The sequence below is a fragment of the Marinobacterium mangrovicola genome, assembly GCF_004339595.1.
GTDB classification, from domain to species: Bacteria; Pseudomonadota; Gammaproteobacteria; order Pseudomonadales; family Balneatricaceae; genus Marinobacterium_D; species Marinobacterium_D mangrovicola.
The window spans coordinates 315214-338191 of the sequence record NZ_SMFU01000008.1; the positions used below are offsets into that span (position 1 = coordinate 315214).

The window sequence follows — 22978 nt, forward strand, 5'->3', positions numbered from 1 at the left end:
TACAGGTCCAGTTACAGGCCCAGTTACAGGTCCCGTTACAGGTCCCGTTACAGGTCGAGAGTCAGGGTGCCTCCCTTGGCTCTTGAGCAGCAGGGCGTGAACTGGTCGTTTGTATGTCTCTCCTGAGGGGTCAGGAAGTGGTCCCTGTGATCGGGTTCGCCATCGATAACACCGGTCAGACAGCTGCCGCAGACACCCTGCTCGCAGGACTTGGGAATATCAAAGCCCGCCTCTTCCAGGGTCGACAGTACGCTGGCGTTAGCCGGCACGGTGAGCGTTTGTCCGGTGCTGGCGATACGCAGCTCGATCGCCTGGTCATCGTCGCTGCTGGTGGGCGTTGCAGCGAAGTACTCGTAGTGCAGTTTCTCCTCCGGCCAACCCAGCTCCCGGGCGCCTTCGAGCACCGCCTGCAAAAAGCCCTCGGGGCCGCAGACGTAGATCTCGGTATCCCGCTCTGTCTGGCTAAGCAGCGCCTTGATATCCAGGCGCGCGCCGTCATCGTGATGCAGGTTGACCTGGTCGGCAAAGCTTGAGCTTTCTATCTCATCGATGAAGGCGGTGTGAGCGCGTGATCGGGTGCAGTAGTGCATGCCAAAGGGTTGCTGGCGCTTCTGCAGCTCGTAGGCCATGGCCAGGATCGGAGTGATGCCGATGCCACCGGCCAGCAGCAGGCTCGGTGATGAGTTCTCACTCAGGGCAAACAGATTGCGCGGGGCACTGATCTGCAGGGCACTCCCCGGGTTCAGCTGCTCATGCATCCAGGTGGAGCCGCCACGGCTTTTGGCATCTTTAAGCACTCCGATTCGGTAGGCCGAGCTTTCTCCCGGCAGGTTGCAGATCGAATACTGGCGGATCAAGCCGTTACCGGTATGCACATCGATGTGGGCGCCGGCTTCGGCGACAGGCAGAGGTGCGCCATCGGTACTTACCAGTTCGAAACTGCAGATATCGGCGGTTTCCAGCCGCTTGCCGCGAATACTGACGCTGAGCAGGCTGGGATCAGCTTTCGATTGGGCCGGCGCCTGTTCTGCAGAAGTCGTCTCTGCTGCGGCGGGCTCTGTCGTGGTTTCTGTGCTGGCGGCTTTCAGGCGCAGCGGCAGTGCGGCCAGACCGCGCAGGGTGTTGTTCAGCCACCACTGGGGTTCGCCGCACAGCTCTATGCTTTCGATCCGTTTCGCCAGCGCGGTAAAGAGCAGCTCGGTTTCCAGGCGGGCCACCATCTGGCCGACACAGACATGGATACCGTGGCCAAAGCCGACGTGTCCTGCGGCTTTACGCTGGATATCAAAGTCGTTGGGGTTTTCCCACTGGCGTGGATCCCGGTTGGCCGACGCCAGGAATAGCAGCACCTTGGAGCCTTCGGGGATGGTCTGCCCCTCGATATCCACGTCACGGGTGGTTGTGCGCAGGAAGGTCTGTACGGGAGACGCATACCTCAGCACTTCCTCGAACGCCTGGGGTGCCAGGGAAGGATTCTCACGCAGGATCTGCCACTGCTCGGGATGGCGGGCGAAGCAGAGCAACGCGTTGCCGATACCAAAGATGGTGGTGTCCAGCCCGGCGGTCAGCAGCGAGCGCACCAGCAGCCCCGCCTCTTCGTGGGTGATATTGCCAGCATCCGCTTCTGCATAGATCTTCGCGCCAAAGCCTTCGTCCGTCAGGGCTTCTCTGCGGCACTGATCGGTAATCCAGGAGATCACTTTCTGAGCGTCGGCCATCGATTTTTCCAGCCGCTCATTGCGGGGGCCGAAGGCGTTGAAGGCCATGTCACCGTAAGGCAGCAGGTTCTCGCGCCCCTCAGGAACCAGACCAACCGAATCGGGAAATACGCGCAGCGGATAGGCCTTGGCGATCTCTGCGACACCATCGAGTTCACCCCTGTCGGCCAGGCGGTTCACCAGCTCTTCGGCTTTGCGGGCGAAAGGTTCACGCAGAGCTTCCAGCGCCGGGCGCGACAGGATGCGGGACATCACGCCACGGGTACGGTCATGGAAGGGCGGATCAACCTCAAGCAGCAAACTCGGCGGACGCCAGGGTTTTTCTTTCTTGAAATCGGTCAGGCCGACGCCGCGTGATGAACAGAAGGTTTCCCAGTCGCCGAGTGCCGCTTTCACATGTTCGAAACGGGCCATGGCCCAGACCTGGTATTTCGGCAGCCAGACCAGCGGGCCGGCTTCACGCAGTTGCTCGTGGAAAGGGTAGGGGTTCAGCAGGAATTCGTCGCTGTAGGGGTCTACATCAAGTACCGGTACGTCATGCTGGACGGCATGCATATTCATTGTTGAGCCTCGCTTATTATTTTTATCTTGTGTCGGGACGGCTGCTCTGGCCTGTCCCAAACTTGTGTTCGAGACTAGAAACTGGACTACTATCTGTAAATCATCGTTTGTTTATTTCGAATATAAAAATAATGAATATTAAAGATATCGATTTGAATTTATTGAAGGTTTTCGACGCCATCCAGACGACGAAAAGTGTCTCAGAGGGGGCGGCGCTGATCGGATTAAGCCAGCCTGCCATGAGTTTTGCGCTGTCAAAACTGCGCCGGCAGTTCAACGATCAGCTGTTTGTGCGCACTGCCAAAGGCATGACCCCCACGGCCCGGGCGATGGAGTTGGCCGACCCTGTCAGCCGGATTCTGGAAACGGTTAACCGGGAGTTGTTGCAGGAGGCCGAGTTCGATCCGGCCCGTGCTGAGCGCACCTTCACCTTCAGCATGTCGGATATCGGTGAGATGGTATTTCTGCCGAAACTTCTGAAAAGGCTGCTGCAGGTTGCCCCAGGGGTATCGATCAAAACCCTGGTAATGCCGCCCGCGAGGCTGGAACGGGCGATGGAGGAGGGTGAGGTAGACCTGGCGCTCGGCTATTTCCCGGACCTGGTTAAAAACGGTTTTTATCAGCAGCGGCTGTTTCGGCATAACTTCGCCACCATCGCCCGTGCCGACCACCCGGTTATCGGCGACAGCCTCAGCCTTGAGCAGTTTATCGAAGTGCCCCACGCCATAGTGACGCCGCAGGCGCGCAGCCAGGAGATCTTCCACCGGATGCTGGCGAAGCAGGGGATCAAACGGAATATCGTACTGACAATCCCGCACTTTATGAGCGTGCCGTTTATCGTCAGCACTTCCGATCTGATCGTGACCCTGCCGCGGGCGGTGGGGACCTCCTTTGCGCAGCTGGCCAATATCAAGGTGCTGGAGCCGCCGCTGGAAAACCCGGTGTTTGTGCTCAAGCAGCACTGGCATGTCCGCTTCCACAAGGACCCGGCCAACCGCTGGATGCGCAGTCTGATCTATGAGTTATTCCACGAGGAGTTTCCGCTAGAGGATGATTCCGAGATCAGCTCTCCAGAACCCTGGGAGCTCTAAAACCCCTTACTCAGCGAACGTACAACGCCTCAATTCGAGCCGTTTTCCCTGCGCTTTGCACCAAAATGAGCAGTTATTCTCCATCTTAATGGCAGGGGAAAACGTGCTACGGAGCTAACTTACTTATTTATCAGTTGGTTACGCATTCTGGTGCGTAAATTGCCTTTCTTCATGAGAAATAAACTATCCCAATGGGAAATAAAATGAGGCGGTTTTAGAGTGCTGCCTGTTTATTCCCACTGGCGATAAGACTCAACCTTATGAAGGAGGCGAGTGGTAATGCAGATCGATCCGCGTATCAAAAGCCGGCCGCTCTATGACCCGGTCGTTATCCGGTCAAAGGCGAAAAAACATCTCTTCATTGGTGCAGGTGCAGAGCTCGATGCTCTGTACGCCAGCCTGCCGCAGGAACAGTGCATCCGCGTCGCTGGCGGGGCGGATGGCCTGACCGAAGCGCTCCGTGCTGAGCTGGATAAGGTGTTCGACACACTGCCGCTGGCGAGTGCCGTTTATGTCTGCGGCAGCGAAGGCTTTATGTGGGATATCCGCAACCTGGCGCTGGCGGCGGGTCTTGCCGACGAACAGGTGCAGATGTGCAAGCCTTCCACGAAAGAGCGCCGTCTCTTCTGTACCCACTGCTACGAAATCACCGAGGGCGTAACTCATTCGCCGCAAGTCTGCTCCGCCTGCGGGCGCCTGCTGCTGGTGCGTGATCACTACTCCAAGCTGCATGGTGCTTACGTGGGTGTTCAGATCAATGCCGAAGACCCGGCCGATATCCCGGAAACAGAGGAGCTGGTGTGATGAGTACCGATAGCATTCGTGTGCGTGTCAGCGGCATCGAGCAGGTCTCTCCGCTGATCCGTGAATTTACCCTGGAAGCGATCGATGGCGAATTCCTGGCATTCTCCCCCGGCAGCCATGTGGTGGTTGAGATGCCCGCTGAGCCGCGTCCGCACCGCAACGCCTACTCACTGCTGAGCGATCCGCGCGACAGCGGCTGCTACCGAATCGCCGTGCGCCTGCAGGAGCAGTCCCGCGGTGGCTCCGTCTATATGCATGAGTCGGTGAAGGTGGGTGATGAACTGACGATCACACCGCCGGCCAACCTGTTCGCGCCGAACTGGAACGCCGGCAAGCACCTGTTGCTGGCCGGTGGCGTGGGTATTACGCCGTTTATGGCGTACCTGCCGGAGCTGAAGCGCCGCGGTGCCGATTTCGAACTGCACTATCTCTACCGTGGCTCCAGCACCGGCGCCTACCGCGAACAGCTCAAGGCCGAGCTCGGCGAGCAGTGCTTCCTCTATGACTCCGAAGCCGGTGAGCGCTGTGCCCTGGGCGAGCTGCTGGCAGAGCAGCCGCGCGGTACCCATGTCTATATCTGTGGTCCGGAAGAGCTGATAGCCGGCGTACGTGAGGTCACCGAAGAACTCGGCTGGCCCGCCAGCCATGTTCACTTCGAAGCGTTCGCCGCGCCCCAGCCGGGTAATCCGTTCGAGGTGGAGCTGTCGCGCAGTGGCCGCACCGTGAAAGTCGATGGCGAGACCACGCTGCTGGAAGCGCTGGAAGATGCCGAGGTTGATGTGCCGCATCTATGTCGCGGCGGCGTCTGTGGGCAGTGTGTCACCCGCGTGCTGTCCGGCGATATCGAACATCGCGACGAATTTCTATCAGCGGCCGAGCGCGAGCAGGGCGACTGCATTATGCCTTGTGTTTCCCGCGCTTCCGGTAAGCGCCTGGTTATCGATCTTTAGGAGTTATCCCCATGAGAATGGCACCCAAACCGATTCAGAGTTTTCGCGACGATTTCACCTATTCCAACAGCCCCGGCGCGGTGGCGCGTTTTCCCTTCCCCTTCCCGGAAGATGAGTACATGTACTCGGTCAATATCGAGCCGCATGTGACACCGGGCCCTGAGGGCAGTGTCTACGAGCACCTGCTCGATATCGACGAGCACTATCTCTCCGAGATGCATGAGCGTGACCTGGTGCTGAAAGAGAATCCCAAGCGCTGCCTCGCCATGCCGCATATGGATCTGGCCTGCTGGGACATGATCGACCGCGTCATGCACTGCTTCTCTGAAGATTACCCGGAGCACTTCAAGCTGACCAAAGCCGGCGATCAGTGGAGCTGGGAAAACAAGCTGCTCAACATCAACGACAGCTTCACCTTCGGTGACAGCAGCACGCTGCCGCTGCCGCCGATGGAGTATATCGGCCGCCAGGTGCAGGGCGATTTTGCGCTGCTGGATCAGCGCGACGGTGATCTGTTTATGGATGCCGGTATCGTCACCTGCCCGGCGGACTGGTCGCTGGCATTCGATGCCGGTATGGGCTTCAAGGAGTGGCACGGCCCGGTGCCCATGGCTCATGAGATGGGTATCTTTGACCGCGCCCTGAAATACCTCTGCGCGATTCCGCTGGGTCGCCCGGTACGCCGCCTGAACTGGACTCTGACCGTGAATGCACGCATGGATACCTCACCGGAAACCTACCCAAGCTGGGGTTCTGACCGTGCGAGTGTTACGCCGGAAAACGTCGGCGAGAAGGTGCATCTGCGTGTGGAGCTGCAGGTGCTGGATCGCATGTCACGCAGTAACGCGCTGATGTTCAGCATCCGTACCTACCTGATCAGCCTGGAAGATTTGGTCACCAACCCGGAATGGGCCAAGCGGATGCACCGCGTAATGAAAGGTCTGCCGGAGCAGCTGATCGAGTACAAAGGTCTGACCCGCTTCCATCCGCTGGTCGTGGAGTGGCTGTCCAAGTACGACCCGGCGAACTGAGCCAGTGACTATTCTGAAACGCTAAAAGAAGGAGAGACTCTTGGGCTGGATATACCTGTTGATCGCCGGAGTGCTGGAGTGTCTCTGGGCCATCGGTCTCAAGTACAGCGATGGCTTTACCCGTCTTTGGCCCTCGCTGATCACGGCGGTGCTGATCGTGGTGAGCCTGGCGCTGCTGTCGTTTGCCATGCGTACCATTCCGGTGGGGACTGCCTACGCGGTCTGGTCCGGCATCGGCGCCTCGGCGCTGGCGATTGTCGGCATCCTGTTTATGCAGGAGCCCGGCGGCGCGCTGCGGATCTTCTGTATCGGCATGATCATCGCCGGCGCGGTGGGGCTGAAGCTGGTGGGTGGTGAAGGCAGCACCGCCTGAATCTCCCGGCCGTTGGGTAAATCGACATTCGCGAGCGGCATTTGCAGCTATCCTGAGTGAGGGCTGCAGATGCCATACGGAACGCAATGGAATGCTTTGTAGATAGCAGCGTACCTGCGAACAAAAATGTCGCTGTCGGGAAGGACGGGGCCGGAACCTAAGGCTATCGTCTCAGGCAACATATCCACAGTTCTGGAGAGAGCTCATGAGCAGAGCCGAAACCGAAGCGTTGATCTTCGAATACTACCGCGCCTTCAACCAGGGCGATATGGAATGCTTCCTCGGTCTTCTGACCGAAGATGTAGTCCACGATATCAACCAGGGTGAGCGTCAGGTTGGCCGCGATGCGTTCGCGGCATTCATGGATCATATGAACCGCTGCTACCGCGAGGAGCTGACCGGTATCTCCATCATGAGCAGTGCCGACGGCAGCCGCGCAGCGGCCGAGTTCGTCGTTAACGGCGAATACCTGGTGACCGATGAAGGTCTGCCGGAAGCCAAGGGTCAGACCTACAAGCTGCCCGCCGGTGCGTTTTTTGAAGTACGTGGCGGCAAGGTGGCTCGGGTCACCAACTACTACAACCTGGAAGACTGGATCGCTCAGGTGGTTGGCTAAGCTGACCGCCGCGATCTAACTCAACGGCCTCACCGAATTACCGCCTTTTTTTCAAAAGGCGGTATTATCCCGCGCATGAACGATTACAAGCTTCTTACCCTGAGTGGTGCCGAGCTCGAGCCCTGGCTCGACCATGTGGCGGCGCTGCGAATCCGGGTTTTCCGTGACTTCCCCTATCTCTACGACGGCTCGCTCGAATACGAGGCGAAGTACCTGCGTACCTATGTGGAAACCGACTCCGCCGTCTGCGTGCTGGCGCTCAATGGCGAGCAGGTCGTTGGCGCCTCCACCGGGCTGGCGCTGGCCGATGAGACCGAAGAGTTTCGCCGCCCCTTTGAACAGTCCGGCTGGAACGTGGACGATATCTTCTACTGTGCCGAGTCCGTGCTGCTGCCGGAACATCGCGGCGCCGGTTTCTACAAGGGGTTCTTCCGCGAACGTGAGGCCCAGGCGCACGCTTTGGGTAAGTCGATCAGCGTGTTCTGCGCCGTACAGCGCCCCCAGGATCATCCGTTAAAACCCGCCGATTACCAGCCGCTGGACGCTATCTGGCAGCACTTTGGTTACAATGCCGAAGCTGGTCTGCTTACCGAATTCAGCTGGAAGGATGTGGGCGATGCGGAAGAGACCGCCAAGCCGATGCAGTTTTATCTCAAGCAGCTTGTTTAAACGCCTAGCCAGGCCTGCCCCTAATAATTAACGCTCCGCGCCCAAGAGACTCCCATGAACCGTACCCTGACCCTCGCTGCCGCCCAATACCCGATCAACTTTGTCGGTAGCTGGGAAAACTTCCGTACCAAGATCCAGGGCATGGTGAACGATGCCGTCGGTAAGGGCGCCAACTTCCTGCTGTTTCCCGAATACTTCAGCATGGAGCTGGCTTCGCTGTTTGAGGCCAACGTCTACCGCTCCCTGTCAGGTCAGCTGGAGGCGATGCAGAGCCTGCATCAGCCGTTCCTGGATCTGTTCACCGAGCTGGCGCAGGAACACAAGCTGTATATCCAGGCGGGGACTTTCCCGCTGTTGCAGGAGAATGGCCGCTACGTGAACCGCGCCTGGCTGTTCCGACCCAATGGCACCCGCGACTACCAGGATAAACTGCAGATGACCCGCTTTGAGTCGGAGCAGTGGCTGATCAGCGCCGGCAGCGAGATCCGCGTGATCGACACCGTTTTCGGCAAGGTTGGCATCTCTGTCTGTTACGACAGCGAATTCCCGGCCATCGCCCGCAAGCAGGTGGAGATGGGCGCCGATCTGATTCTGGTGCCGAGCTGCACCGATACTCAGGCCGGCTACAACCGCGTGCGTATCGGTTGCCAGGCGCGGGCGCTGGAGAACCAGTGCTTCGTCGCCCAATCACCGACCATCGGCGAGGCACCCTGGTCTGAGGCGGTGGATATCAACAGTGGCCGCGCGGCGATCTATACTCCGGTTGATTACGGCTACCCCGATGATGGCGTGCTGGCGCAGGGGGAAGAGGGCGAAGCCGGTTGGGTCATCGCCGAATTGGACCTGGAAGCCCTGGCGCAGGTACGCGCCAACGGTCAGGTATTCAACCACCGCGACTGGGACAGCCAGTTCCGCTTCAAATGATTTCTTCGTTTTCCTGAACGGAGCTTTTTGATGCCGTTTGGCAGCCATGGCTAGCGGAGTGGTGCAGTGTCCCCTTCTGCGATGCCGAGCATCGGAGGCTGAAAGAGAAACAAGGGACAGGCTGTTTGAGCAGCGAAGCTGCGAGTTTCCTGTCCCGCTCTTTCAGACGAGAAGCGCAGGGGAATCGGCGCAGCCGATCAAGCAGTAGGGGCGGTTTGGGATCGTTAAGGCGCTTGTCCGCACAAGCGCCTTGACTCGCCAGCAGGCGAAAACCTGAGCAGAGAGCGAGAGACGCTCTCAATCCAGGTGCAGCGGCGCAGGCGAGTCCCTGACCGCTTTAGGGCTTCACTTCAGTTACTTCATCCGAATGGTGAAGTGCTTCAGGATCGGCTCGATAATCTCCCAGGTGCCGACAAAGTCCGCTTCAATCACGAACGCATCGCCTGGGCCCACTTCCACCGACTCACCGCCTTCCGGCGTGATGATCGCCTTGCCTTCGATCAGGTGAATGAACTCCCAACTGGCGTAGGTGGCGTGGTAGGTACCCGGCGTGGCGGTCCACCAGCCGGCGATCATCGACTCGTCCGGCGCGGTGTATTCGATCCAGGTGGACATGCTTGGCGTGCCTTCCTGTTTCACCCAGCCCGGCAGGTCATCGGTGATCGGTTCAACGCTGCGTACCGGCAGTTTGGTAATGCTGCTCATGGTGAATCTCCTGTTAAAGGGCCAGCTTAGCTGGCCTTTTTAGCCTTGGTTTCGGCGTCGCCCAGGTAGGCTTCCATGGAATCGTCCAGCGCATCCAGCCAGGGGGTGTGGTGCGGCGGCGCCATGGTGCCGGTCATCAGTGAGGCGTAGGAGTGATCACGGAAGGTCATGATGTTTTCCTTCTTGTGATTCTTCCACTCCAGGAAGGTGCGGTTCACGCCATCGATATCGAAGGTGGGGTAATCGGTCTGCTCGATCAGGTGCAGGATGTAAGCGCCTTGGTATTCGTACATCTCCTTCGCTGTTTCCAGCGCCAGCTCCTCTTCGCGCCACTTCAGGCTGTCGGCGGTCATCTCCTCCTTGGATGGCAGCGGGATGCGGCCGAGGATGATGTCGCGTACAAACCAGGCCTGGGCATCGAACATGTTGAAGGAGTACCACTGGTCCTGCATGCCGACGTAGAAGAACTGCGGGTTATCTTCCCAGACCACGCCTTTATAGAGGTCCAGCGGCCAGAGGCGGTTGTCGGTCTTCAGCGCAAGTTCGTCATCAAGGAAGGGGAAGTGGTGCAGGTAACCGGTACAGAGGATGATCGCGTCGATCTTTTTGCTGCTGCCATCGGCGAAGTAGGCGTTCTCTACATCGACGTGGGTCAGGTTGGGTTTCTCTTCCCAGTTTTCGGGCCATTTGAAGCCCATCGGTGCGGTGCGGTAGCAGCTGGTGATGCTGCGAGCGCCGTACTTGTAGCACTGGGAGCCGATATCTTCGGCGGAGTAGCTGGCGCCGACGATCAGAATATCCTTGTCCTTGAATTCCAGCGCGTCGCGGAAGTCATGGGCGTGCAGGATACGGCCGCCAAACTGCCTGAAGCCCGGGAACTCCGGCACCTTCGGTGTGGAGAAGTGACCGCTGGCGCAAACTACATAATCAAACTCTTCGCTGTAGCTGTTACCGGTGTTGTGGTCCTGAACCTCGACGGTGAACATCTTGGTGTCGGCGTCGAAGGTGATATGGCGGACCGGGGTGTTGAAGCGGATATATTTGCGTACATCGGCCTTTTCCACACGGCCCTTGATGTAGTCGAAAAGCACTTCGCGAGGAGGGTAAGAGGCTATCTGCTTGCCGAAGTGTTCCTCGAAGGTGTAGTCGGCGAACTCCAGACACTCTTTCGGTCCGTTGGACCAGAGGTAGCGGTACATGCTGCCGTGTACCGGCTCGCCGTTTTCATCCAGTCCGGTGCGCCAGGTGTAGTTCCACATACCACCCCAATCGCTCTGCTTTTCAAAACAGACCAGCTCCGGAATATCGGCACCTTTGGCCTGGGCAGACTGGAAGGCTCTAAGCTGCGCCAGGCCGCTGGGACCGGCGCCGATAATGGCTACTCGTTTGTTCATGAATCTCTCCAGTTATCTTGCAGGTTCTAAAAATAGTCGTGCGCAAAATGTGTGTAAGATCCAAGTTAAGCGCTGGAGGGCGCGCTGATAATTCCCCGGTGGGGGTAGGTAAAAAGGGGTAGTTGCTGGGGTAGTAAGAGGGGGTGCTCGAAGGGAATAGTCAGAGGTGTAGTTGGCGATACAGCCGGAAGCGGGGCGGATGAAACGGAGCAGAGAGCGTGAGCCGCTAAGGCTAGTCACGCTCCATGTATTGCAGGGAGGTACGGTGTGAGCGGCCCACATGCTCACGCAACAGCTGCGCGGCCAGGTCGGACTGCCCCTTGAGCACCGCCTTGACGATCTCGCCATGCTCGCTGAACGAGGTGTGCAGCCGGTCCTCTACCCGGAACTGGGCGCGGCGGTAGGGCGTCACCTTGGCCCGTGCCAGCAGCACCGCTTCGGCCAGAAAGTGGTTGTGGGCACCTTCAAACAGGGCCTCGTGCAGCTTGATATTGGCAGCCTCGTAGGCGTCCACATTGCCGTTGAGCACATGGGCGTGGCTGTCCAGGTGGATCGCCAGCAGCGCCTCGCGCTCCGCCTGTTTCATGTTGATCGACGCCATGCGGGCGCAGAGGGCTTCCATCTCGGCGGCATACTCAAACATCTCGGCCAGCCGGTCTGAGGTGATCTCGGTGACGAACACGCCGCGGCGGTGGCGGTGTTCCACCAGGCCGGTGGCGATTAGCTGCTTCAGCGCCTCGCGCACCGGCGTGCGGGATACTTCGAACTGGTCGGCCAGGGCCACCTCATCAAGACGGGCGCCGGCTTCGATACGCCCGGAGAGAATATCGTCCGACAGGGCGCTGCGGATGCGTGCCGCCAGTGGCAGGTCTTGTGTTGTTTGCTCAGTCATAACGGTGCCTTGCTGCTAGCGCTGCCTGAATACTCAGGGTTTCAAGCCTGTTCTTTTTCGTTGGCCGGCGCGACTCAGCTCGCCGGGTCCATCAACGACACATGGGCGGCGACGATGCGCCAACCCTCCGGGCGCCGTGCCCAAACCTGGCTCTGGCGACCGATCCGCTCCGAGCCCGGACGGGTGAACTCGGTCCAGGCGGTGGCCAGATCCGCGCCGTGGGCGGTGATCACCGTGTTACGCAGCTCGCGATAGAGCCCCTTGCTCGGGCGCTGTTTACGAAACTCGGCAATCTGGTCATAGCCGTACAGGTTCTCGGTGGCGCCGTAGCGTACCACCCGCGGATCGTTCCAGAACAGCTTGTCCAGGGTCACAACATCGTTGCTGATCAGGGCCTGTTCGTACTCGCCAAAAGCGGCTTTCACCTCTTCCAGCACGGCTGCATCATCCAGTATCACTCATACTCTCCTTTTATTTGTGGTTATTCCAGCCGGCGTCCAGCTCGGCAGCCAGATTCAGCAGCGCTCGGTCGCTACCGGCGGGGCCGATGAGTGACAGACCCACGGGGCCCGTGCCGTCATGCAGCAGCGGCAGGCTGATCTGCGGCAGGCCTGCGATACCGGCGATGGCGTTCATCCGCATGGTGCGGGTGCGGGTCGCATCCACCTCTTCCGGGGACGCATCGATCGCTGGCGCATGGCCAGGCGCCGTGGGCATACACCAGACGGTGTTGTTATCGAACAGGCTGCGGACTTCGTTACGCAGGGCATCGGCGGCGGCCAGCGCGGTGGCGTATTCGTCGCGGCTGATCTTTGAGGCGGCTTCAAAACGCTCGCGGATGCCGGGGCCAAAGTCCGGTCGGGTCGCCTCTATCCATTCACCATAGGCCTGCCAGGCCTGATAGCCCTGCACCACGCGGAACAGTGAGGGGAAGCGGTCAAGCTCACCGAGGGTGATTGCGTCGATCTGGGTGAGTAGCTTGTTGGCGTCGAGCCGTTCCTGCAGTTGGGTGAGCAGTACCGGTTCCACATTGGAATACACATCGGTAATCCCGCGTACCCGGGAAAATTCGAAGCTGTCGGCATCCTTGGGCAGCAGCACCTTGCCGACCTTGCTCAGCGTTTCGATATCGCGGGCAAACCAGCCCAGGGTGTCGAAGCCGGGCGCCAGTGGCGCGGCGCCTTCGCTGGAGATCGCTGCATGGGTGGGGCGGATGCCGTAAACGCCGCAGTAGCTGGCGGGAATGCGCACCGAGCCACCGGTATCGCTGCCGATGGCGAAATCCACCAGCCCGGCAGCAGTCACCGATACCGAGCCACTGGACGAGCCGCCCGGAATCGCGCCCGGCAGTGCCGGGTTAGGCGGTGTGCCGTCATGGGCGTTCTGCCCGGCGATGCTGTAGCAGAGCTCGTCGGTATGGGTCTTGCCGATCAGGTGAGCACCGGCGTCCAGCAGAGTGGTGATTACCGGGGCGTCCGCAGTGGCGGGGGCGTGGGTTGCGCGCCACTGGGGCTGGCCGAGGCCGGTGATATGCCCCTTGAGCTCGAAGATATCCTTGCTGGCGAAAACCAGCCCATCCAGAAGGCCGCTGCCCTGGGGCAGGCGCTCCACCGGGTCGTTCTCGATAAAACCTGTGGTCAGTTGCATGGGGGCTTTCCCTATCCTGTTAGCCGGAAATACCGGACATGACGGTGCGTGGCAGCCAGAGGCTGATTTCCGGCACGGCGTTGATAACGAAGAGTACGATCAGTGCGAGCCACACCAGCGGCAGGGCGCCCTTCACCGCCTGGCCATAAGTGACGCCACCCAGGCTGCTGGCCACGAACAGGTTCATGCCGAAGGGCGGGGTGAACATGCCGATGGCGCAGTTGACGCAGAGGATCACGCCCAGGTGCACCAGATCCACACCGGCCATTTCTGCCACCTTGATCACCAGCGGCACCAGGATGATGACGATGGAGTTGGGGTCCAGGAACATGCCGGCGATCAGCACCACCACGTTGATCAGAAGCAGCAGCACCACCGGGTTATCGCTCAGGGAGAGCAGGCCGGTGGCGAGCTGCTGGGTCAGGCCGGAGGTAGTCAGGTACCAGGAGAAGGCCGCGGCGGAAGCGACGATGATCATCACCTGGGTGGTCACCACGGCGCTATCGACGCAGACCCGCCAGAGATCCTCAACGCTAAGCTCACGGTAGATAAACATGCCAACGACAGTGGCGTAGACCACCGCCACGGCGGCCGCCTCGGTGGGGGTGAAAATACCGCCGTAGATACCGCCCAGAATCAATACCGGAATCGCCAGCCCCCAGGAGGCTTCACGCAAAGCGGTGAACAGCTCCTGGCGGGAGGGGAAGGGGCGTGACTCCATGCCCGACTTGCAGGCGCGGTAGTAGCAGTAAGCGAGGAACACCAGGCCATAAACCAGGCCCGCGCCGATGCCCGCCATAAACAGAGCACCGATCGATACGCCGGCCATGGCGCCGTAAACGATCATAAAAATGCTCGGCGGAATGATGATGCCCACGGCACCGGTGGCCATCAGCAGGCCCACGGAAAACTTCTGGTCGTAACCCTCTTTCAGCATCGACGGCAGGATCAGCCGACCCACCGACACCACGGTGGCGGGGCTGGAGCCGGAGATAGCGCCGAAGAACATGGAGCCGGTCACGGTGGTCATCGCCAGGCCGCCGCGGAACGGGCCCACCAGCATCTGCGCCACCTTGAGGATACGGTTGGAGAGGCCGCTGGTGCTCATCAGGTTACCGGCCAGAATAAACAGCGGGATCGCCATCAGCGGAAAGCTGTCGAGGCCGGAGAACATGCGCTGCACGATCAGCATCGGCGGTGTGGTGCCGGCCACACTGAGGCCGATAAACACGGCCAGCGTCAGCGCGACGAATATCGGTAGTCCGGCGGCGAGCAGGCCGGAGGTAAGAAAAAGAAATCCTGAACCCATATTAAGCACCTGCCGGGGTATTGCTGTATTCGAGGGACTGGTTGCGCAGCAGGCGCACCAGGGTTTCCGACAGCCGGATCAGCATCAGCGCCGAACTGAGCGGAATAGAGATGTAGAACAGGTACATCGGTGCTTCCATGGCCGGTGAGCTCTGCCCGAACATCATGATCTGGCGGGTCAGGTGATAACCGTGCCAGGTCAGCATCGCGCACAGCGCCATGCAGGTCAGGGTGATCAGAATCTGCAGCGGCTTCTGCATGTTCTCGGGGGCGATCTGCTTGAGCACATCGATACGGATATGAGCGTTCTGGCGGAAGGCGATGCTACCGGCGATAAACACCATCCAGATAATCGAGTAGCGCACGCTCTCTTCGGCCCAGCTGAACGAGTAGTTAAACAGGGCGCGGGCGCCGATCTGAATACAGAGCATGGAGGCGGCAAAGATGATCAGCACACCCACGGTGCCGTTCTCGATCCACGCCAGCAGACGACTGAAACTGTTCCACATAAAGAGTCTCCAGCCCGGGGCCTGGGAGGCTGTGAACAGCACAGCCCCGGGACGTTCTGATCGGCTTACTGGGCGGCGAGGGCTTGCTGGGTACGCTCAAGCAGGTTGTCGTCGAGCTTGCCGGCGAACTCGTCATACACTGGGGTCATCGCCTGGCTGAACTTCTGCAGCTGCTCCGGGCTCAGGCTGACGATCTCGGTACCGCCGGCGGCTTCGATGCCATCCAGGTAGGCCTGCTCGCGGGCGATGGAGCGCTCACGCTGGTACTCACCGGCTTCACGCACGGCGGCTTTCAGCATCTGCTGGTTTTCCGGACTCTGCTGATCGAACCAGGTTTTGCTGAAGATAAACGCGGTAGCCAGGTAGCCGTGGTTGGAGAGCATCAGGTCATCCTGCACCTCGTAGAACTTCATCTGCGAGATGGAGACCAGCGGGTTCTCCTGGCACTCCACCACACCCTGCTGCAGCGCGGTGTAGGTTTCGCTGAAGGCGATCGGTACCGGGTTGGAGCCCAGCGCCTTGTACTGGGAGATCAGCAGCGGGCTTTCCATCACGCGCACCTTGCGGCCATCCAGATCGTCGGGGGAGGTTACCGCGTGGTTGCAGGTCAGCTGCTTGAAGCCGCTTTCCCAGAACATGGCCGGTTCAAAACCCGCCTTGCGCAGGCCAGAGAGCACCTCGTCACCGATGGGACCGTCCAGCAGTTCATAGGCCGCTTCGCGGGACGGGAACAGGAAAGGCATATCGATCAGCTGCAGGTTCTTGTTAAAGCCGCTGAGCTTGGCGGTGGGGATCGGGGCGGCTTCGACGGCACCGAACTGCATCTGCTGCGCTACCTGAACATCATCGCCGAGGGCGTTGTTCGGGTAGATGTTGACCTCATATTCGCCGTTGGAGCGCTCCTCGATCAGCTGCTTCAGGCGCTCGGCGCCTTCGTGCTGGGCGCTGTCTTCCGTCATATCGTGATGCAGCTTGATCACGGAGGCTGCCTGAGCGGTCAGGGCGGTGGCAGACATGGCCAGGGTCATGGCGCTGATCAGGGTTTTGAGCGGCTTATTCATCTATCTCTTTCCTTGTCTCGGCGGTTAGGGATTGTTAGTAACCTTTTTGTATACAAGAGCAAGATGAGTGCCAGTTATAAAAACAACTAAGAATCAATGGGTTGTGAATATTCAGGGAGAGGTGGTCTAAATTGGTGCGCTATTTTGGCTTTGTATACAGAGATTCTGTCTGCTTTTGGTGCGTTTGTGGTCAGACGCCTTGGCGAGCTAAGTGTGAAGGGGCGGGATGAGCGCAGATTGTCTCGGATAGCTCGAGACCCAGGGCGGGAAAAGTGGCTCTTAAGAAAGGTGTCTCGACATTGTGTAGCGAGGGAGGGGGAGCTAAAAGCGCCAGTGCGCCGTCGCTGCTAACTGGACGAAGTTGGTCACTTCAGCGGCAAAACACCGTAGTGCTTACCCATGCTGGCGCAGTACTTGGTCCATTCGATGTTCTCACTGAAGTTGGCCAGAAAACTGAAATCGGAAGAATCAAACCAGCGCTCAGCCCAGTACAACCGCTTATCCGCGTAGATCTGTGCGATAAACTGGTCCGGGTCCGCCTTGCCTTCCGTTTCGGCGCGGGGAACCGCATGGATTTTAAATTCAGTGGATACCGCCTGCATCCGCTGGATCTGATCATCGGGCTTGCCCTGGTAACCCGCCGACTCGGCCAGCACATCATAGATCGCCGCACACTCCGCCATGCTGACAGAGATATCCTGAGCAGTGGCTTGGCCAGTGGTGCAGGCCAGTAGGGTTAGTAGCAACAGGTGTGGTGATTTCGTTGGTCGAGTGAAGGTGTTAGGCATATTTGTACCTCAATTCCTCCTCGGCTATGGGTACTAAGTTAAACAGCTCAGAATCGTTCTCGCGATGAACGCAAAAAACTTGGCCATTACCGTTGGGGCCCAATGCCCAAAAAAGCTTTGGCCAAGACCTGCGGATGCTCTGAACTTTACGATACGCATTCTTTTCTACAGAGTTTTCTGGGTCTGCATTGAGAGGAGGGTTTCTGCAATGCTCATTCATAAACGCTAATAGCTTTTCTATTTCCTTCATGTCCTTCTTAACTTCACAGGCGACCAGCTCTTTATTCGACGCATTTTCATAACAAACCAAGTCAAACGCCCAAGTTTTTGATTGAGCACCAAGGTTATCAATGGGCCACCCATACTCCACATGTAACCTCGCAAGAGCGCCGATTGTGATAATTGGCTCTATCCAAAGCGTTATAGGCCGGGGTATTACGCTCTTTTCACCTTCCCAAAAGATCTGCTCTTTTGCAGAGCTTTTAGGTGCAACAAAGGACCCCTTTGACTCAGAGACAAGTCCATCATCGACTGCTTGCATAAACCAGAGTGCATCAAATTCATGGAGCCTTTCAATCGATGATAACTTAAATCCATCTAGTGGGTACTTTCGGTGGGGGGCATTGCAGAAAGATGGTAACCACTCCTTTTGCAACCGGTCAGTGAATGCTGTAATTATATCTTTCACTGGAAATTCCTATCTTGAATCTTGAGGTAACGCTGCAGTTAAAGGGCCGAAAAAGCGTAGCTTTGGATGTACCAGTAAGCAAAGCGAATGATTTTCAACGCTTTGTTATGTTTATTTAGTTCGAACCTTTTCTCCAAAGAACTCTTCAACTTTCGCCGTTGATTCGGCTATTTTCTGGCTGAACTCATCCTCGTCAGATGTAAAATAGACAACCTTGTCATTCTCTATGATTCGCTCCGGGCTATTATCTACACTAGCTCCTGGCCCCGCATAGGCACCTTTCAACCAAAAGTGAAGCCAAATCGCTCCGCGGACATTTCCAATTCTCTGCTGAATTTCATTGAAGCAATCCTCTGCCTCTTTACCCCAAATAACTTTTGCCTCAAGACGAATCGTTTGTAACTCTACCCATTTCTCATTGAGGTACGTTATTCGCTCGCTATAAATTCGTTGTTCCTCTTCAAGTCGGCGACCAGCCTCGACTTCCTCTTGGCTAAGATAAAGCATTGGATTTCTCACGGACTGAAGTGCCTGCTGGACTTCGTATGTCTTTAGTATGGCTTTCTTTGCAATCTCATACTCACTTGTGCCCCTGAGCTGCCTATTCCACGTAAAAAGCCCAAGTCCACCAATAGTAAGGGCGCCAATCGTACCGAAAATAGAGACTACATCTTTCGTCAGTGACCAGTTTATATCGCTTATTGTGATACAAAGGTTCAATACAGTCTCCTAGAAACATAACGCCATTATAAATTGCCGAAAGAAGCGCAGCGTATTGAGGTCAATTTCATAATTTTGTTAGTATTCCATCAATACGACCACACCTACTATCGAGTTAAATCATTCTTAAAATCTTCAAACCTATAATCTCTAGAAAAATATGAAAAGGACTTAAGATAGAAATAGTCTTCCTTAGTCATAAATTCTTCGCTTATTTCTTTAGATATATCTATAGCCTTGCCGTGGTCTATTTCATCACTTAAATTAATATGCTGAACACCCTCTGTAGGCATGTGGCTCCTTGACGCGCCATAACTCTGCAACTCTTTTATATAATCCTCAGTATTGCACTCCCAACCAAAAACAATTAAAGGCCCTACAGAAACACCCTTTATGTATTGCCTATGAAGCATCAACCACTCGATAGTTTCAGAAATAGTTTCACTTGTTTCTCCGGCAAAAAGAAGTATGTTAATCTTTACAAAGATGCCATTAACGTGACACTCTTTCAACAATCTCGAAGCGCGATCCAAATATAATGCAGCGTTTCTTGTTTTGCCCATTCTAATAAGTTGAGATTTTGAAGCGCTCTCCAGCCCCAAATCTAGAACTTTTAAGCCAGCTTCTGCCAAATGCTTTACTAGCTTCAAATTTATAGTATCGACTCTGCTTTCCGAGCGCCAATCAAAAAATAATAACTCATGCTCTCGCTTCTCTTTAAGACTTTCAACCCATGATCTTGTAGGGATAAACATTGACGACTCAAAATATATATTCATTTTATTTAGATTATCGTCAATAAGTATTGATTTCGCCTCATCAATAATAATTGATGATGATTTTAATCTTTGCAGTGGCTCGTTTTTTTCCTGACAAAATGAACATCCCATACCACACCCTCTAGAAACTTCTAGACTAGGCTGATAAAGCTCTCTTTCATATAACAAATTATAGTCAAGAGAGTTTTTCAGGGTGGAAACAGGTATCTTTAATTTTTCAAACTCAAAAGATAGACATGACTCAACAATTCTAGTGATATTTCTATCAGCCAAGCCAGGAACAACTATATCGGCATCAGGAACAAGTGATTGCATTAAGTCACTTCTGTCTGCAATTACCCACCTTCCTCCAATTATTATTTTCACCGATGAATTTATTTCTTTAATAAGGGATATAAATTCATTCACCCACGATATTGCATAAAAACTTGGAACTGATATTAAAAAAGGCAATGTGCTTAAATTACAAAAACCAAAATCAATACATTTTTTTACTGTTTCAATAGGGCTTTCGAAAAGACCTTGAATCTGTAATGCATTCCAACCCGATTTCCTTAACTCCGTAGCAAGTGATAACAAGCCATAATTTAAATATCTATTCTGCCTATTTATCACCGTATCTGATTTTTTAACGATCAACTGGCCTGCACTTATACAAAATATACGATCCATGTATGACCTCTAAATACTAACAGTCTGTTAATGAGGTCTGCGACCTCATAATAATTATTAGCGGGTATACCTTTTAATTATCGATATTGTGGCTTCTGTAAAATAAGCTATTGAAAATAAAAAGAAAAAAAGACAGCTATTCGCAGCAGACAGATTAAAAGGTAGACGATTCGCTCGATGTAGGCCTGAAAAGGTAAAGCGCTCTAAAGTTGCTGAGGAAGCTGCCGGAGGCGCTGGGGCGGTGTGCAGAGGTATGCAATTTACCGTTAACGCTGGGAGTGCACTGCAGGTATTCATTATCAGTCCCTTAGCTTACCTACCGTAGAATCTATGCGTCTACTGCTTGTCTGACGCTGGAGTCAGTTTGCTACGGTTGGGAGAAAGGCACAAGGTAGATAAGGGAGTTCTTGTGTAAGCACTTTGTATGAGGTTCGCTAACCCGGCTGGGGATGCGACGAATGCCTTTGATTGTTGCTCTTAAACCACCTCCGATGGAGGTGGTGATCGTTTAGTCGAGGCTCTGCCTTTCTCTTGCCGTATCGATAACGGGGCTCGGTGTCTCATGGCTGTCTGAGCGCATAATCGATCCCCTTTGGCACAGGGAAGTCGGCGTAGCCGACCAAGCCTTAGGGGCGGTTTGGGATTGCAAAGGGACTTACTTAGCAACGAAAGCCGCACAAGTCTCTTTGCTCGGCAGCAGCCGAAACCGGCCTAAAAAAGGACACGGATGTGGGGGCTCCCGGCATTCGTCGGTGGGTTTAGCCAGGCTCCCTGCTATGCAGGTGGATTTTTATTCTTAGCTGGCCTGAATCCGTGGAAACGCTGGCCTCATCCGTGGCTGATGAGAAGCCAATAAAAAAGCGCGGAGCCAGAAGCTGCCGCGCCAAAACAGGTTGGGTAAACCTTGGAAAATCAGAGGGTGCCGTTGCGCTCGGACCAGGTGGCCAGAAACGCTTTCAGGCGCGGTGATGTGGGGTTGGCGAACAGTTCTGACGGCGGGCCCTGTTCTTCGATACGGCCGTCGGCCAGGAAGATCACCTTGTCCGATACCTGGGCGGCAAAGCCCATTTCGTGGGTGACGATCACCATGGTCATCCCTTCCTCCGCCAGCTGGCGCATTACCTTGAGTACCTCGCCGACCAGTTCCGGGTCCAGCGCTGAGGTGGGTTCATCGAACAGCAGGATGCGCGGTTCCTTGGCCAGCGCACGGGCGATGGCGACACGCTGCTGCTGACCGCCAGAGAGAGTACCGGGGAATACATCGGCCTTGTGCGCCATATCCACCTTGGTCAGGGCGGCCAGGGCTTTCTCCTTGGCTTCGGCGCGGGAGAAGCCGGCCACCAGCATCAGCGGCGCCATCACGTTCTCCAGCACGCTTTTGTGCGGCCAGAGATTGAACTGCTGGAACACCATGCCCACGTTGCGCAGGTCTTTCTGAACCTGGTGCTTGGGCAGGGGCTTGAGGTTACCGGCGTTATCGGAGCCGTAACCGATCATCTTGCCTTCGACGGTGATCTCGCCACCCTCATAGGTTTCAAGAAAATCGATACAGCGCAGCATGGTGCTCTTGCCGGAGCCGGAGCCGCCGATGATGCAGACGACCTCGCTCTGGTAGACATCCAGGTCGATCCCCTTGAGGACCTCGTTGTCGCCGAACCTTTTCTTCACGTCGATCATGCGGATGACCGGCTTCTGTTTCACGTTGCTCATGGGCAGTCTCTCTTCAATCTCTTTTCAGTCTGGCTGCAAAGTGCGGCTCAACGGGCGGCGATATAGGCGGTCAGCCGGGTTTCGACGCGACGGGCGGCCCGTGACAGCGTGAAAGTGATCAGCCAGTAGGTGAATCCAAGGAACAGGTAAGGCTCGATCACCGAGAAGGTCTCGGTGGACATCCGCGTCGCGGCAGTGGTCATCTCCGGCACGGTGATCACCGACAGAATCGCGGATTCCTTCACCAGAAGGATGGTCTGGTTCACCAGTGTCGGCAGCACGCCGGCAAACATCTGCGGCAGGCTGACGTGGAAAAAGGTCTGGCTGCGCGAGAAGCCCAGGTCCGTGGCCGCTTCGATCTGTCCCTTGGGGATACTCTGAAAGCCGCTGCGGAAAATCTCGGCAAAGTAGGCCGCGGTATAGAGGCCAAGGCCGCCGATACCCACCTGGATTTCGCTGAATTCCAGGCCCACGAACGGGCCGCCGTAGAACACCAGGTAGATCTGTACCAGCAGCGGCGTGCCGCGGAACAGGGTGATGTAAAGACGGTAGAACACGTAGAGCGCGCGGTTGCCGCTGCGGCCGATAATGCAGAGCAGCATCCCCAGCAGCAGGCCGATCACCAGGGCGCCGCCGCAGACGTAGAGGGTGAACATCACCCCTTTGAGAAGCTGTGGGCCGTAGGTAACGAAGAGTGTCAGGTCCATGCTTGTCTCCTAGCGGTAGCTGAGTCGGCGTTCGAGATACTGACCGGCCTGGCTCACCGCGGTGGTCAGCACCAGATAGAGCAGCCCGGCGGCGATGAAAAACTCGATCGGACGGTAGGTGGTGGACGAATACTGCTGTGCCACCCGCATCAGCTCGGTTACGGCGATGGTGGAGATCAGCGACGAGTTCTTGATGATATCGATGGCATCATTGACCAGCGCCGGCAGGGTGTTGCGGGCCACCTGGGGCAGCTCCACATGGATCAGTGACTGCCAGCGGCTGAAGCCGAAATCCCAGGCGGCTTCCAGCTGGCCTTTCGGCAGCATCTGGAATCCGCCGCGCAGGATCTCGGCCTGAAACGCGCTGCTGTTAAGTGACAGCGCGATGATCGCCGCGAGAATCGAGGGGATGTTGATCCCGGCCAGTGGCAGAAAGAAGAAGATGATCGCCAGCTGGATCAGTATCGGGGTACCGCGCAGGGCGCTGATATAGACCGTGGCCAGTCCTCTGATCACCGGGTTTTCGGCACGGCGCGCCTGACAGATCAGGGCGCCGATAATGAAGCCGAAAAAGATCGAGATACCTGAAATCCAGAAGGTCATCCACAGCCCGTTAAGCAGAGCGCCGCGGTATTCCCAGACTACTCCGAGATCAAACATC

The 22978-nt window shown here is 56.7% G+C and carries 24 protein-coding genes; 8 read left to right on the top strand and 16 right to left on the bottom strand.

Annotation, left to right across the window (positions count from 1 at the left end):
* Positions 1-47: 47 nt before the first annotated feature.
* A complete protein-coding gene (locus tag CLV83_RS22760) occupies positions 48-2279 on the bottom strand; it encodes a cytochrome P450/oxidoreductase (protein WP_132291275.1) in 2232 nt (743 codons plus the stop codon).
* A gap of 152 nt (positions 2280-2431) precedes the next feature.
* Here CLV83_RS22760 and CLV83_RS09970 point away from each other — a divergent pair, with 152 nt between their 5' ends.
* The 8 genes from CLV83_RS09970 to CLV83_RS10005 all read left to right on the top strand — a co-directional run bounded on the left by CLV83_RS09970 (position 2432) and on the right by CLV83_RS10005 (position 8737).
* A complete protein-coding gene (locus CLV83_RS09970) occupies positions 2432-3370 on the top strand; it encodes a LysR family transcriptional regulator (protein ID WP_207894832.1) in 939 nt (312 codons plus the stop codon).
* Between the two features lie 279 nt (positions 3371-3649).
* Entirely contained in the window at positions 3650-4174 is a 525-nt protein-coding gene (locus tag CLV83_RS09975) for a dimethylamine monooxygenase subunit DmmA family protein (RefSeq protein WP_132291278.1), read from the top strand.
* Positions 4174-5124 carry a PDR/VanB family oxidoreductase gene (locus tag CLV83_RS09980; RefSeq protein WP_132291281.1) on the top strand — a complete coding sequence of 317 codons (951 nt, stop codon included), beginning with the start codon at positions 4174-4176 and terminating at the stop codon, positions 5122-5124. The genes CLV83_RS09975 and CLV83_RS09980 overlap by 1 nt, the downstream gene beginning before the upstream one ends.
* A gap of 11 nt (positions 5125-5135) precedes the next feature.
* The gene (locus tag CLV83_RS09985; protein ID WP_132291284.1) at positions 5136-6155 is read left to right on the top strand and encodes a heme-dependent oxidative N-demethylase family protein; all 1020 of its coding nucleotides are present in this window, start codon (positions 5136-5138) and stop codon (positions 6153-6155) included.
* Positions 6156-6195: 40 nt separating this feature from the next.
* The gene (locus tag CLV83_RS09990) at positions 6196-6528 is read left to right on the top strand and encodes a DMT family transporter (protein ID WP_132291287.1); all 333 of its coding nucleotides are present in this window, start codon (positions 6196-6198) and stop codon (positions 6526-6528) included.
* 205 nt (positions 6529-6733) lie between these two features.
* Entirely contained in the window at positions 6734-7144 is a 411-nt protein-coding gene (locus CLV83_RS09995) for a ketosteroid isomerase-related protein (protein ID WP_104003546.1), read from the top strand.
* A 75-nt stretch (positions 7145-7219) separates the two neighbouring features.
* Positions 7220-7813, top strand: a complete 594-nt coding sequence (locus tag CLV83_RS10000; protein WP_132291290.1) for a GNAT family N-acetyltransferase — start codon at positions 7220-7222, stop codon at positions 7811-7813.
* A gap of 54 nt (positions 7814-7867) precedes the next feature.
* Complete coding sequence (locus CLV83_RS10005) at positions 7868-8737, top strand: carbon-nitrogen hydrolase family protein (protein WP_132291293.1); 870 nt, start codon at positions 7868-7870, stop codon at positions 8735-8737.
* A gap of 354 nt (positions 8738-9091) precedes the next feature.
* On the opposite strand, the gene CLV83_RS10010 is transcribed toward CLV83_RS10005, so the two are convergent.
* The 15 genes from CLV83_RS10010 to CLV83_RS10080 all read right to left on the bottom strand — a co-directional run bounded on the left by CLV83_RS10010 (position 9092) and on the right by CLV83_RS10080 (position 22977).
* Complete coding sequence (locus tag CLV83_RS10010; RefSeq protein ID WP_132291296.1) at positions 9092-9442, bottom strand: cupin domain-containing protein; 351 nt, start codon at positions 9440-9442, stop codon at positions 9092-9094.
* Between the two features lie 26 nt (positions 9443-9468).
* Positions 9469-10836 carry an NAD(P)-binding domain-containing protein gene (locus CLV83_RS10015; protein WP_132291299.1) on the bottom strand — a complete coding sequence of 456 codons (1368 nt, stop codon included), beginning with the start codon at positions 10834-10836 and terminating at the stop codon, positions 9469-9471.
* A gap of 232 nt (positions 10837-11068) precedes the next feature.
* Positions 11069-11728 carry a GntR family transcriptional regulator gene (locus CLV83_RS10020; RefSeq protein ID WP_104003538.1) on the bottom strand — a complete coding sequence of 220 codons (660 nt, stop codon included), beginning with the start codon at positions 11726-11728 and terminating at the stop codon, positions 11069-11071.
* A 74-nt stretch (positions 11729-11802) separates the two neighbouring features.
* A complete protein-coding gene (hpxZ, locus tag CLV83_RS10025; protein ID WP_132291302.1) occupies positions 11803-12186 on the bottom strand; it encodes an oxalurate catabolism protein HpxZ in 384 nt (127 codons plus the stop codon).
* A 13-nt stretch (positions 12187-12199) separates the two neighbouring features.
* Positions 12200-13375, bottom strand: a complete 1176-nt coding sequence (locus tag CLV83_RS10030) for an amidase (protein ID WP_132291305.1) — start codon at positions 13373-13375, stop codon at positions 12200-12202.
* Between the two features lie 19 nt (positions 13376-13394).
* Positions 13395-14684 (bottom strand): TRAP transporter large permease, encoded by a 1290-nt coding sequence (locus tag CLV83_RS10035; RefSeq protein WP_132291308.1) that lies wholly within the window; start codon positions 14682-14684, stop codon positions 13395-13397.
* A gap of 1 nt (position 14685) precedes the next feature.
* Positions 14686-15192, bottom strand: coding sequence for a TRAP transporter small permease (locus tag CLV83_RS10040; protein WP_104003532.1), 507 nt, complete (start codon positions 15190-15192; stop codon positions 14686-14688).
* Positions 15193-15257: 65 nt separating this feature from the next.
* Positions 15258-16253 carry a TRAP transporter substrate-binding protein gene (locus CLV83_RS10045; RefSeq protein WP_132291311.1) on the bottom strand — a complete coding sequence of 332 codons (996 nt, stop codon included), beginning with the start codon at positions 16251-16253 and terminating at the stop codon, positions 15258-15260.
* A 365-nt stretch (positions 16254-16618) separates the two neighbouring features.
* Positions 16619-17041, bottom strand: coding sequence for a hypothetical protein (locus tag CLV83_RS10050; RefSeq protein ID WP_132291314.1), 423 nt, complete (start codon positions 17039-17041; stop codon positions 16619-16621).
* Complete coding sequence (locus tag CLV83_RS10055) at positions 17034-17729, bottom strand: hypothetical protein (protein ID WP_132291317.1); 696 nt, start codon at positions 17727-17729, stop codon at positions 17034-17036. The genes CLV83_RS10050 and CLV83_RS10055 overlap by 8 nt, the downstream gene beginning before the upstream one ends.
* Before the next feature lie 111 nt (positions 17730-17840).
* On the bottom strand, positions 17841-18449 hold the full coding sequence (locus tag CLV83_RS10060) for a hypothetical protein (RefSeq protein ID WP_132291320.1): 609 nt from the start codon (positions 18447-18449) through the stop codon (positions 17841-17843).
* Between the two features lie 107 nt (positions 18450-18556).
* On the bottom strand, positions 18557-19900 hold the full coding sequence (locus tag CLV83_RS10065; RefSeq protein WP_132291323.1) for a B12-binding domain-containing radical SAM protein: 1344 nt from the start codon (positions 19898-19900) through the stop codon (positions 18557-18559).
* Positions 19901-20812: 912 nt separating this feature from the next.
* Positions 20813-21610 carry an amino acid ABC transporter ATP-binding protein gene (locus CLV83_RS10070; protein ID WP_104003520.1) on the bottom strand — a complete coding sequence of 266 codons (798 nt, stop codon included), beginning with the start codon at positions 21608-21610 and terminating at the stop codon, positions 20813-20815.
* Positions 21611-21657: 47 nt separating this feature from the next.
* Entirely contained in the window at positions 21658-22317 is a 660-nt protein-coding gene (locus CLV83_RS10075; protein ID WP_104003519.1) for an amino acid ABC transporter permease, read from the bottom strand.
* Between the two features lie 9 nt (positions 22318-22326).
* On the bottom strand, positions 22327-22977 hold the full coding sequence (locus CLV83_RS10080; RefSeq protein WP_132291326.1) for an amino acid ABC transporter permease: 651 nt from the start codon (positions 22975-22977) through the stop codon (positions 22327-22329).
* Position 22978 lies beyond the last annotated feature (1 nt).